This is a genomic window from Mesorhizobium sp. NZP2298, assembly GCF_013170825.1.
Classification (GTDB): domain Bacteria; phylum Pseudomonadota; class Alphaproteobacteria; order Rhizobiales; family Rhizobiaceae; genus Mesorhizobium.
On the sequence record NZ_CP033365.1, the window covers coordinates 3,191,888 to 3,204,387 of the forward strand.

The window sequence follows — 12,500 nt, forward strand, 5'->3', positions numbered from 1 at the left end:
TTCCCCTGGTGTCGGTGCAAAGCCTTGCTGGTGGGAATCCCGACTCTCGGATAGCCTTCGACCGACCGAACGCCTTCCATTCCGCCGCCGACCGCCAACAACGAGCCAAGATGCCTTCAATTGAGGAAATCGCCCGCGCGGGTTGGCTGCCATTGAACGGGGATGCAAAATGAATGCAGAACTCGGGCTTGTCCTCGCTCTACTGGTCTCCGCGATTGTCATGTTCGCGGTCAACAAGCCAAGGCTGGACGCCGTCGCGCTTATCATGCTGGTGGCGCTGCCTTTTACCGGCGTGCTGTCGATGGGAGAGGCGCTGGCGGGCTTCAGCGATCCGAACATCGTCCTCATCGCGGCCCTTTTTGTCATCGGCGACGGATTGGTGCGCACGGGTGTCGCTCAGCAGCTCGGCGACTGGCTCATTGCAACAGCGGGCTCAAGCGAGCTCCGGCTGACCGTGCTCCTCATGCTGGTCGTCTGCTCGCTCGGGGCGACGATGAGTTCGACGGCGGTAACCGCGATTTTCATTCCCGTCGTCCTGCGTATTTCGCAAAGCACCGGCATTGGCCCGGGACGGCTGATGATGCCGCTCAGCTTCGCTGCCCTCATCAGCGGCATGATGACCCTCGTGGCCACCGCGCCCAACCTTGTCGTCAACAGCGAGCTCGAGCGGCACGGTGTGCCAGGCTTCGGCTTCTTCAGTTTCACGCCGTTCGGCCTTCCGGTTCTTGGTCTTGCGATCGTGTACATGATCTTTGCCCGACGCTGGCTGCCTGGCGAAAACGAGCCGAAAGCATCCCAACAGGCGACGTTCGGGGCCTGGGTGGACGAATACAAGCTCGCTCATCGAGAGCGGCGGGTGAAGATTTCAGACCGCTCTCCCCTGGTCGGACAGAATCTGGAGCAGTTGGACCTGCCAAGCACATCGGGCGCCAACATCCTGGCGATCGAGCGCAGTCACAAGTTCCGAAAGGAAATTCTCAGGCCCACCGTCAACACGGAGTTGCAGGCCGGCGACATTCTCCTGATCGACCTGACGGCTCCCGGCGGTCAATTCGACGAGCTCCGGGCGCGGATGGCCCTGGAAGACCTGCCATTGAGCGGCGGCTATTTCGCGGATCGATCACAAGAGATCGGCATGGCGGAGACCATCGTGCCGCCGACGTCGGAACTCATCGGCAAGACGGTGGTGGAGGCCGAGCTGCGGACCCGGTTCGGGTTGACGGCCGTCGGCCTGAACCGCGGCGACGGCCCGCACACGGACAATCTCCTGGCCGAGAGACTCAGGACCGGTGATACGTTGCTGGTGATCGGATCCTGGAAGGAAATCGAGCGGTATCGGACCGATACGAAGGATCTGGTCGTCATCAAATTGCCCGTCGAGATCGAGGAACGGCTTCCGGTCCCCGGAAAGTCATTGCACGCGGTGATTTGTCTGCTTTTCGTCATCGGCCTGATGGTCAGCGGCATCGTGCCGAATGTGCAGGCGGCGCTCATCGGCTGCCTGCTCATGGGCGTGCTCGGCTGCGTCGACTTCGCGAGCGCCTATCGATCGATCGACTGGAAGACGATCATCCTGATCGTCGGCATGCTGCCGTTTTCCGTCGCCCTGGAGCGAACCGGCGGCGTCGACCTGGCGGCGGAAGGCCTGAAGACGCTCACCGCCGGGGCGGGAAACAGCATTGTCCTTGCCATGCTCTTCGCCATCACGGCCGCCCTGGGCATGTTTATCTCGAACACGGCAACCGCGGTGCTGATGGCTCCGGTCGCCCTTGCCGTGGCCCACGAATTGGGTGTGTCCCCCTATCCATTCGCCATGACCGTCGCGCTGGCGGCCTCGACAGCCTTCATGACGCCGGTTTCCTCGCCCGTGAATACGCTGGTGGTCGCGCCGGGACGCTACTCGTTCGGGGATTTCGTCCGCATCGGCGTTCCCTTCTCCTTCATCGTCCTGATCGTGAGCGTGATCCTGGTCCCGTTGCTGCTGCCTTTTTGAGGTGGAGCGGGGCAGAATCTGGAAGCGGGTTCGTGAGGGATGCCGCCGGCAGCCGGCGCGCTGCTGGTCGGCGCCTTAGAGGGGCCGGACTGCATCCGCTTTGCCGTCGACCACTCCGACCGGCTGAGCGGCCTCGTTCTGTGGGGTTCCTGCTCGCCGACTGGGGCGCCCCGGCCGAAATCGAAACCTTCGCGCTAGAGCGGTTCAGCGTTCACGGAATCGCAGAACCGCTCTAACTATTTGTTTTTACGCAATTCCGGACGGAAAACCGTTACACACTTTTCCTGGAATTGCTCTAGGCGTCGCCTCCTACCGCCAGCGCGCGCCTGGTGGGCCGGCCTGCTTAGAGCCGCCTCCAGCCCGGCGCGGTCGTCGGCCTGCTGCAAGCGCTGCGCGACGCCGATGTGCGGCCGTTGCTGTCAAAGTCTCGGCCAAGACGCTGGTGCTCCACCGCAAGGGTGACCGGGCGGTGAGGGCTGAGGCCGGGCGGTATCTGGCGGCAAGGATAGCAGGGGCGCGGTTTGTCGAGGTGGAGGGGGAGGATCACTGGTTCTGGGTGGGGGAGCAGCGGGGGGCTGGATTGGGCGGATGGTGCGGGGTGGTTGAGAGGCGGGGCGAAGTTGGCCATCAGCCGATGCTTGCTTAACAGCAAGAAGCAAGCCCAGGGTCGGACTTAAATAAGGGTGTTGTGGGCCGAGGCGTCGCGCGCCCACGCTAATTCAAGGTCCGCTTTGCGCCTCATGTAAGCCGTTGAAGTCAGCTTTTCCATTTTCCGCAAGCGGTCATTGAGTGCGATTGCTGGAGTCGGACTTTGGACGAAGATGATTGTCGGAGACAACTCGGATTTACCTATCCCGTCGCTTTTGGCGCGGCAAAATAAGCTACCACCAGCGTCAGTACGGTCAGAATCCCGGCAACGACGCTGGCCGCTGTAATGCCACCAGCGTAGAGGGCGGCTGTGCCTGCCCAGCCGACCGACGAAAACCCTTCGGCGAATGTAGCGATCCGCGAGGAGGTCTGGCGACGATGAAATTGGGCACGCCGCGCCTGCGCGCGGAACCAAAGCTGGATCATCGTCGCCGAGATCGCGGCCAGTGCCGAGCCGGCTGCCAGAACCAGCGCGTGTCGCGTCGAAACCAATGCGAAAGCCAGGACGAATGGGGCGACGACGACTATGATTGCGCGCAAAACCGCCTCGACCTTTGCGCGTATGATGCTTGTCGCGGTGACCGGCGCGGTTGCCACCAGATCGGGTGCATCCTCACCGGAAATGGCAAGCCAGGCCAGGCCGCCGGCCAACTGCCCGGATGCCATCACCAGCACGGGGATGATCAGAACCAGAGCGTCCGTGCCGTGGCCATAACTCTTCCACAGCAATATCGCGGGTGGCAGCATGTAAAGCAGTTGCATCAGGCTTTGCGATATGAGCCAAGGATCGCGAAGCAACAATGTCCATTCCTTTGAACGCAAGGCGTGTCCCGGCGACGTCAGACGAAACGACGCTGCCTTGCCTTGGCGGATCAAACCGCTTTCGCCAATGTTGGCGGTGAGCGCCGTGTAGCGCACGAAACGCCATGAGAAAACTGCAATAGCGGCGGCGGCCAAAGCCACCGCACAGCCAAGCACCCAGGCCAGCCTCACGCCGTCGCCAAGCACGGCCCGCGCCGGCCACCACACCAGGCTGTCCTCGGGCGGCGAAAGCGCGATTACCCACTCGTCCCGCAAGACCGCCAGTTGCGAGAGCGTGTCGGTCGTGAAGATAGCGATGACCTGCAGAGATATGACGAACAGCGCGCCGACGATTGCGGCCACAAACTGGGCGGCAAATCGCGTGCGCCGTGGGCCGACGACGTTGAATAAAAACGCCGTTAGCGTGATGGCCAAAGTAGCTGCAACGCACCCCGTCGCGAACACCACGCCATAGGCGGCCAGCCATTGAGCTCCGTGGCGCCAAGCCAAGACGTTGATGAAAGGCGATGCGATCAGCATCGCCATTGTGGCGATCGAAATCGCGATCATCGTCAGGCGCACGACAAAGACCCGCCGCAGCGCCACCGGGGATGAATGCAGCAATTCCAGATCGGCGCGGGCATACAGCACACGGGTCGCCGCCTCCATCGCCTGCGAGGTCATCAGGAAGAAATAGAGCAGAACACCGCTGGTCAGCAGTAGATAGTTGGCGCGCGAAACGGGAAAATCGGCGGCGGTGAAACGTCCAATCACAAATAGAGCAAAGGCATGCGCGAGCAGCACGCCGACTATCAAGAGTATGCCTAACCCGCGCGAACGCCCCTTCTTGCCTGCAGTGAAGAGATAAAACCAGTCGCGCCACGAGAGGCGCAATTCATGTGCCGCTAGCCAACCGATCGTTGCGGGATGGGCGCTCATGCCGCTTCGGCCACCAGAGCCAGGAAGGTATCTTCTAGGGTTCCCACCCCATGGCCGGCCTGCCGCCGCAGTTGCTCGAAAGTGCCCTCGGCGATCAGCCTACCCTTGGCAATGACTCCGATGCGCTCAGCCATGCGTTCGGCCACTTCCAGAATGTGCGTCGTCATTATGACCGTTGCGCCGGCATCGACGCGTTCGCGCAACACCCGCTTGACCTGACGCGCCGAGCCGGCATCAAGGCCGGTCAGCGGCTCGTCGAGGATGATGATTTCCGGGTCATGGACCAATGCTCCGGCCAACGCCACCTTCTGTCGCATGCCTTTCGAAAAGCCGCTGCAATGCGTGTGTGCATACGGCGTCAAGTCCAGCAGATCGAACAGCTGCCTTGCCCGTTCCTGTGCCGTGCTTGCCTTGACGCTCCACAGACCGGCGACGAATTCGAGATATTCGAATGGCGTGAGCTTGTCGTAGATCATCGGTTCGTCCGATATCCAGGCAATGATGCGTTTGGCTTCGATGGGGCTTCGGAGCGCGTCGCGACCTGCAATGGTGATCGTTCCCGCATCCGGTTGCAGCAGCCCCGCTACCATGCGCAGCGTCGTTGTCTTTCCGGCGCCATTTGGGCCAAGAAGGCCGTAAAACTCTCCCGCCCTGACGGTCAGGTCGAGGCCAGCCACCGCAGGCTTGTCGAAGCTTTTGTAGAGCCCACGAATTTCAAGCGCGTTCGCAGTCGTCGTCTCAGCGGCCATGGCGATCTCCAATGGATGGAGTTGGTAGCCCGGCAACGGTTTCCTAGGGGTGAAGGCCGCACCTGCACGTGAGCCACCGTGTCCCATTGGTTAACGAACGGTAATCCGACCCCGCGCACGCCAGGGGCGGTCACAGCCCCAGTGCCGCAGCGACCCGTTCCTGGAAATACTGCACTCCCCGCTCATGCCGCCCCGAGAGCGGGCCGGAGCTATAGGCCCCCGCGGCATAGTTGCGATGCGTATCGGCGCAGATGGTATAGTCCTCGCGTACCACGGCCAGGGTGCCTTGCACGGATTTCGCCCTGCTCTCGGATGCTTCTGCAGAGGTGTCGGCAAAGAAGAAATGGTAGTGCTGGTCCGTGTGATGCGGTGAGGTCGGGTTGATCCGGCTAACGTTCATGCCGCCGTCGAAAAGCGACAGCGTCCAGTTCGGCCACATCCAAAGCCATTTGCCGCGATAGAACAGACCGTCTTTCGGCGGTGCGGTCATCCGGACATAACCGGGATGGGCGGTGGTCTGGAAAGCTTCGAAGTCGATGGCAGCGTAGAACGAGGGATGCGTGCCAGGGATGTGGTAGCCTTCGACGAAATTGTCGGTGTAGATCTTCCAGTTCGCCGCAAAGCTGACAGTGGCCTGATCGGTGGCGGCATAGGTTTCCAACGGCTCATCCGCCAGTTCGGCGGGCAGAGAGCCAAGTTGATCCAGAAGACTTTCCTTCGGGTCCAGTGCCGCGAAGAGCAGCCCGCGCCATTCGGACAACTGCACCGTCTCCAGCGGCCAGTCTTCGGCGATGATCGCGGGATCCTTGCCATACCATGGGGCCTGCACCAGCCGTCCGGTGTCGGCAAAGGACCATTTGTGATAGGGACAAACGATCAGCCCACATTTGCCCGCGCCATCGGCCAGAAGTTTCGCCCCCCGGTGGCGGCAGACGTTCTTAAATCCGCGCAAGGTCCCGTCCCGGCCCCGGATGGCGAAGACCGGCGTGCCGGCGATGTCGATGGCAAGATATTGACCTGATGTCGCGACCGAGGCGGCAGGCCCCATGAACTGCCAGGTGCGCGCGAAGATGTCGCGCCGTTCCTGCTGCCAGATATCATCGCGGACATAAAGCGAAGGGTCCAGGTTCAGGTATTGCACGGGCGGAGCGTCGAGTGGCAGGTGGTCGGGCCGCAAGGTGTCTGGCGTCATAGGTTAACCTCAAGTTGCGGCAATCCTGTCGTAAGCGGGGCGACATCGCAAGGGAATTGGCTCTGCCGCGCACAGCCTGTAAGCCGGCGTGCAATTTTGCTCTAACGCAGATTTGCTGGAGTTGCGGTTCATTTCCAATTCGCCGACCTAGTTGTCGACCGCGATCAACACGTCGTCTGCCTTAACCGCAGCACAGGTTCCAGACCGACCTCGAGCCCAGTTCGTCGTCCGCCTGATGAACTGCCGGTATCACAATGGTGCGGTTCGCTCGCGAACGACGAGGATGGGGTCGTCAACTGACGAGGCAAACTTTGCCCGATGACTGTGAGCTCGAACGGCAGCTTACCGACGAGCGCTTCCTAGAAGCAGACCGTCAGGATACGGCCCAAAGTGAGCCGTTCCCCTACCTTTCCTCCACAATCCGCAAATAAGCCGCCGTCACGAACAGCACGATCAGCCCGAACAGAATTCGCCTTGCCCCCTCCGGCATCTGCAAAATCGTCAGCAGCGTCGTCAGCACGGTCAGGATCAGGGCGCCGATGATGGTGCCGGTGTAGCCGCCGCGGCCGCCGAAGATGGAGGTGCCGCCGATGACGGCGGCGGCGACCGAGGGTAGGACCAGGGGTTCGGCGAGCGAGAGCGACGGAGCCTTGATCAGGCCGATATAGAGCAGGCCGGTGATGCCGGCGAGCACGCTGGATGTGATGTAGAGCGCGGTGATGACCTGCCAGTATTGCACGCCCGACAGGCGGGTCGCGCGCTCATTGTCGCCGACGGCGTAGAGCAGGCGGCCGAAGCCGGTGCGGGCCAGCGTGAAGACGATCAGGGTCGCCAGCGGCACGTAGAGCAGAAGCGCGTTGGGGAAGCTGAAACCGATGCCGGCGTCGGTCAACCACTGGCGCGCCGCCTCCGAAGGCACCCATGCGTCCGGCAGGCGGGTGACGCCTGTGCCGAGCCAGGCCAGGAAGTCGGGGATCTTGGCGCCCGACGCGATCACCGTGCGCTGGTAGACCTGCAGGCAGCCGGTGCCGATCAGGCTGGTGCCCAGCGTCATGATCAGCGGGTGGACGCGGAAGACGCCGACGCCGATGCCGTTGACGAGGCCGATCAGCACCGCCGGCATCATCGCCAGCAGGAAGGCGATGGTCGGGTCCTGGTTGACGATTTGCGTCGCCATGATGAAGGCGCTCATCGTCGCCACCGTGCCGACCGAGAGATCAATGCCGCCGGTCAGCATGGTCATGGTCTGGCAGCCGGCCAGGATCGCCAGCGGAATGGCGAACTTGATGGTGTTGGCGATCCAGCGCTCGTTGACGATGCCGGGGCGCAGGATCTGCAGGATCACCACCAGGATGACGAGCAGGATGATCAGCGGCACCAGCGGCCGGTCGGCCATGAAGCGCTTCAGGCGGCGGCCGAAGGGGACGGTTTGGGGAACAGTCGCGGCGTTGCTCATTGTTGCCGGCTCCGCATGGTGATGAACGCTCCGAACATCACCACGGCGACCATGATCAGGCCTTCGATGATGGCGGTGACGTTGGGGTCGATGGCGAGCAAGGTGAGATCCGTGCGCACCAGGCGCAGCACGAAGACGGCGATGATCGGGCCGAGCAGGCCGCCCTTGCCGCCGCCGAGCGCCACGCCGCCCAGCACCACGGCGGCGACGCTGGCCAGGAGATAGGGGCCGGGGATGGGCGCGCCGATGCCGGTGCTCATGGTCAGCGCCAGCCCGCCAAAGGCGGCGAACAGGCCCGACAGCGCATAGGCGATGATGCGGGTGCGCTTGACCGGTACGCCTGAGCGGAACGCGGCCAGCTCGCTGGAGCCGATGGCGTAGATGGAGAGGCCAAGGCGCGAGCGCCGCAGCGGTATCCAGATGATGGCGAGGCAGACGATGAGCACCAGCAGCGCCTTGGGCAGCCAGGCGTCGATGGCGTCGGGCAGGCCCGGTATCGGCACGGTGCCGGAGATCAGCGCCTTCAGCCATTCGGCCGCGGCACCGCCCGGCGCGTCGAGCACCAGAAGGGCCGCGCCCTGCAGCACGAACAGCATGGCGAGCGTGACGACGATGTCGGGCACGCGGGTGACGACGATCAGGACGCCGTTGAGCGCGCCGAGGACAAAACCCATGGCCAGCACGAAAGGCACGACGAACAGCGCGTATTCTTCCGACGCACCCGCCATCATCGAGGCGGCGGTGACGCTGGTCAGCGCCATCATGGCGGCGACGGAGAGGTCGATGCCGCCAGCGATGACCACCACCGTCTGCGCGGCGACGGCGAAAGCGTAGGGCAGCACGGCCCGCGCCAGCGAGCCGAAATCGCCGCTGCCATAGCCGGGCTGGATGATCTTGGTGGCAATGAACAGGACGACGAGGAGGGCGAACAGGCCGATGACCCAGCCCTGGCGGCGCAGGAAATGGTTCATGGCTTTGCCTCCGGCGCATCGGAGGCGTTGGCAGTGGGGGCCGCCAGGATGCCGACATCGGCCTTGGCGCCGCGCGGCAGGCCGTAGGCGGCGCGCATCAGCGCCGGCTCGTCGGCCTCCTCGACCGGGAAGATGTCGACCAGGCGGCCGCCGAAGATGACGATGACGCGGTCGCAGACGCGCTGCACCTCTTCGAGTTCGGAGGTGTAGAACAGCACCGACTTGCCGTGGCCGGCAAGCTCGCGCAGCAGCTTGTAGATCTCCTGCTTGGTGCCGACATCGATGCCGCGCGTCGGGTCGAAGCACAGGATGGTGCGGGCGTCCGCCGCGATCCAGCGGGCAATGGTCACCTTCTGCTGGTTGCCGCCCGACAGGCGCTGCACCTCGCCTTGCGCGCGGGTGTCGATCTGCAGCCGCTCGATGGCGCTGAGCACCTTCGCGCGCTCGCGGCGCATGGGAATGGGCCCCCAGTTGCGCAGCGCGGCGCTGAAGGGCAGCGCGATGTTTTCACGCACCGAACGCTGCATGGCGAGCGCCTCGGAACGGTCGCCCGGCACATAGGCGATGCCCGATCGGATGGCGTCGATCGGATGCGAAAATTTCACCGGGTGGCCATCGACCTCGATCGTGCCGCCGGAAGGCCGGATCGAGCCGGCAAGGGCGGAAAACAATTCATCCTGGCCCTGGCCTTCCAAAGCCACCACGCCGGCGACCTCGCCATCCCCGAGATCGAAGGAGACGTCGTTGAGCTTGGTGCCGACGCGCAGGTTTTTCACGGCAATGCGCGGCCGGGCAGGGGCGGGCGCGGCCTTCTCGGCGGCACTGCGGGCGGCGACATGGGTCTTGACGATGCGGGTGCCGAGCATCAGCTCGACGATCTTTTCCTCGACGCCGGGCACGATGTCGACGACGCCGACGGTCTCGCCGTCGCGCAGCACGGTGGCGCGGTCGCAGAGCGCCGATATCTCGACGAAGCGGTGCGAGATGAAGATCACGGCGCGGCCGGCGTCGCCCTGGCGGCGCACCACTTCGAGCACCTTTTCGGCGAGGTTGGCGGGGAGTGCGGCCGTCATCTCGTCGAGCAGCAGCACATCGGGCTCGACGGCCAGCGCGCGGGCAAGGTCAAGCACGCGCAGCACGGCCAGCGGAATGTCGCGCGCGGTGTCGCGCAGGTCGAGGTCGGCTATGCCGAGCTCGCGCACCCAGGCGCGGAACGGCTCGACCGGCGTGCCGGTGAGCCGCAGATTGGACAGAACGTCGAGATCGGGGATCAGCGACGGCTCCTGGTAGACCGGCAGCAGCCCGGCGCGGCGGGCGGCGGCGGGCGAGCGTATGTCGCGCGCCTCGCCCCGGATCAGGATGCGCCCGGCATTGGCCGATATGGCGCCGGTCAGGATCTTCACCAGCGTCGACTTGCCGGCGCCATTGGCGCCCATCAGCGCATGCACCTCGCCCGGCAGCACGGAGAGCGACGCGTTGCGCAGTGCCGCGACCGCGCCGTAATTCTTGGCGACGCCTGACGCGTCGAGGAGGGGGCTGGTGGTCAAATCGCTGTCCGCATCAGAAATTCTCTTGCTGGCATTCTACGGCGCCCCCTCTGTCCGGCAGGAAAGAGAGGGGCGTCGCAGAGCGCCAATCTGAGTGGCGAGGATGGTAGTTCGCCGTCCTTGCCATGCAATTCAAAGCCCAGACTTACTCGCCCGGGCCCTTGCAGGCCACGATCTGGTCCTTGGTGTAGGTCGTCCAGTCCGGGATGGAGATCGAGACCGGCCATTCGGGGCTGAGCGACGGGTCGGCGGCGGCCTTCAGCTTGGCCTTGCCTTCGTCGGTGGCGTTGTCCCACAGCTGCGGGTCGACCAGCACGGTCTGCTGTGCCGGCTTCTTGCCGTCGAGGATCTGCAGGGCCAGCGTCACGCCCGCGCCGCCGATCGAACCGGGGTTGGTGACGGCAGCGCCGACGAGGCCCTTGACCGAGCTCAACTGGCCGACGAAGCCGGCATTGTCGGCGCCGACCACCGGCACCAAAGGCGCCTGCGATTCAACCAGCGCGTCGACGATGACGTTGTCGATGCCCGACGTCCAGACGCCGTTGAACGGCGTGCCGGTGGCGAGGAACGACAGCATCTGCTGCTTGGCCTGGTCCTGCTGCCAGCCGGTGAAGACTTCCTGCGCGACCTTCACGTCGGGGAATTCGGCCAGCGCCTTCTTGAAGCCTTTGTCACGATCGCTGTCGGCGGAAGCGCCGGCGGCGCCGCGCATGTAAAACACCTCGCCCTTGCCGCCCATCTGCTGGAACAGCCACTTGGCGCCGAGATAGGCATACTGCTCCTGGTTGTTGGAGATGATGTAGGCCGACGGTTCGGTGACCGCCTGGTCGACGGCGACGACGACGATGCCGGCCTTGGTGGCTTCTTCCAGGCCCGCCTTGATGCCGGCCGGATCGGCGGGGTTGACGACGATGGCGTCGACCTTAGCGCTGATCAGGTTGCGGATGTCTTCCAACTGGCCGGCGGCGTCGGTGTTGCGGTGCGCGATGTTGAGCTTGGCGACTTCGCCCGAAGCCAGCGCCTGCGCCTTCATGGCGCAGACCATCTCCTCGCGCCAGCCATTGCCCTGCACGGTGTTGGAAATGCCGATCGTGTATTTGCCGGCGGCCGACGAGACGCCCACCGAGGCCAGCAAGGCCGCGCCCGCAAGCAACGGAACCATGGTCAGGATTTTCTTCATTTCAGTACTCCTCCACATTGTTTTTCAGTTTCAGTTTCAACCTGTTGAAACACGCCGCTGACAAAGTGAGTCATGCGGCGCGCTCTCATTCATTTGACGAAGGGGCGCAGCACGTCGCGGGCGAGCAGGAAACCGCGCTTCACCTTGTCGTCGCTGCCTTCAAATCGCCTGTCCTCGTGTTCGATGATGATGGATCCATCATAACCGGCGCGGTAAAGGCCGGAGAAGAAGCCGCTCCAGTCGACATCGCCCAGCCCCGGCATGCGCGGCACCTGCCAGCCTATGCCGGCCGAAAGGATTCCGCGCTCGTACAAACCATCATGATCAATCATCAGGTCCTTGGCGTGGACATGCAGCATGTAGGGGCCGAACTCCCTGATGAAGCGGGCCTGGTCGATCATCTGCCAGACCAGGTGCGAGGGGTCGAAATTCATGCCGACATCGCCGCCCCAGGTCTCCAGGATGCGGCGCCAGACCTGCGGCGAATAGGCGATGTTATGCCCGCCCGGCCACTCGTCATGGCTGAAGATCATCGGGCAGTTCTCGAAGGCGAGTTTCACCCCGTGCCCGCGCGCATAGGCGACGATCTCGGGCCAGATATTCAGCGCGTCCTGCCAGTTGACGTCGACCGTCTTGGACGCATCGCCGCCGCAGAAGGTGTTGACGACCGGCACGCCCATAGTGGCGGCCAGCACGATCACCTTCTTCAGATGGCCGATGACCGCCTCGCGGTGCGCTGCATCCGGGTGCAGCGGGTTGGGATAGTAGCCGAGGCCCGAGACAGTGAGGTTCTTCTGCGCCAGCGAGGCAACGATTTCCTTGGCCTGCGCGGGGGAGGTGCCATCCGCATCGATGTGGCTGGTGCCGGCATAGCGGCGGGTCGCGCCGGATGTTTTCGGCCAGCAGGCGATTTCCAGCGCCTCGAAGCCGACAGAACTCGCCCAGCCGGCAACCTCGCCAAGCGGCGTCTGCGCGAACGGTGCCGTAAGCACACCAAGTTTCATCATGCCTCCCCTAAAGCCAA

Annotated in this window: 10 protein-coding genes; 2 read left to right on the forward strand and 8 right to left on the reverse strand. The window is 64.0% G+C overall.

The genetic code is table 11. From position 1 onward, the window contains the following. Positions 1-142 precede the first annotated feature (142 nt). Positions 143-1,993, forward strand: a complete 1,851-nt coding sequence (locus EB231_RS15435; RefSeq protein ID WP_246740966.1) for an SLC13 family permease — start codon at positions 143-145, stop codon at positions 1,991-1,993. A gap of 39 nt (positions 1,994-2,032) precedes the next feature. After that, positions 2,033-2,191 carry a hypothetical protein gene (locus EB231_RS34945; RefSeq protein ID WP_206681923.1) on the forward strand — a complete coding sequence of 53 codons (159 nt, stop codon included), beginning with the start codon at positions 2,033-2,035 and terminating at the stop codon, positions 2,189-2,191. A 651-nt stretch (positions 2,192-2,842) separates the two neighbouring features. Here the strand turns inward: EB231_RS34945 and EB231_RS15440 are convergent. The 8 genes from EB231_RS15440 to EB231_RS15475 all read right to left on the reverse strand — a co-directional run bounded on the left by EB231_RS15440 (position 2,843) and on the right by EB231_RS15475 (position 12,480). Further along, positions 2,843-4,381, reverse strand: coding sequence for a permease (locus EB231_RS15440; RefSeq protein ID WP_172349562.1), 1,539 nt, complete (start codon positions 4,379-4,381; stop codon positions 2,843-2,845). Then, positions 4,378-5,130, reverse strand: coding sequence for an ABC transporter ATP-binding protein (locus tag EB231_RS15445; protein WP_172349563.1), 753 nt, complete (start codon positions 5,128-5,130; stop codon positions 4,378-4,380). The genes EB231_RS15440 and EB231_RS15445 overlap by 4 nt, the downstream gene beginning before the upstream one ends. A 130-nt stretch (positions 5,131-5,260) precedes the next feature. Next, positions 5,261-6,307 carry an aromatic ring-hydroxylating oxygenase subunit alpha gene (locus EB231_RS15450; protein WP_172349564.1) on the reverse strand — a complete coding sequence of 349 codons (1,047 nt, stop codon included), beginning with the start codon at positions 6,305-6,307 and terminating at the stop codon, positions 5,261-5,263. A gap of 418 nt (positions 6,308-6,725) precedes the next feature. Next, positions 6,726-7,778: an ABC transporter permease gene (locus EB231_RS15455; protein WP_172349565.1), complete on the reverse strand. Its 1,053-nt coding sequence runs from the start codon at positions 7,776-7,778 to the stop codon at positions 6,726-6,728. Beyond that, entirely contained in the window at positions 7,775-8,749 is a 975-nt protein-coding gene (locus tag EB231_RS15460) for an ABC transporter permease (protein WP_172349566.1), read from the reverse strand. The genes EB231_RS15455 and EB231_RS15460 overlap by 4 nt, the downstream gene beginning before the upstream one ends. Then, a complete protein-coding gene (locus EB231_RS15465; RefSeq protein ID WP_172349567.1) occupies positions 8,746-10,296 on the reverse strand; it encodes a sugar ABC transporter ATP-binding protein in 1,551 nt (516 codons plus the stop codon). The genes EB231_RS15460 and EB231_RS15465 overlap by 4 nt, the downstream gene beginning before the upstream one ends. Positions 10,297-10,441: 145 nt before the next feature. After that, the gene (locus tag EB231_RS15470) at positions 10,442-11,476 is read right to left on the reverse strand and encodes an ABC transporter substrate-binding protein (RefSeq protein WP_172349568.1); all 1,035 of its coding nucleotides are present in this window, start codon (positions 11,474-11,476) and stop codon (positions 10,442-10,444) included. 89 nt (positions 11,477-11,565) lie between these two features. Next, positions 11,566-12,480, reverse strand: coding sequence for a sugar phosphate isomerase/epimerase family protein (locus EB231_RS15475; protein WP_172349569.1), 915 nt, complete (start codon positions 12,478-12,480; stop codon positions 11,566-11,568). Positions 12,481-12,500 lie beyond the last annotated feature (20 nt).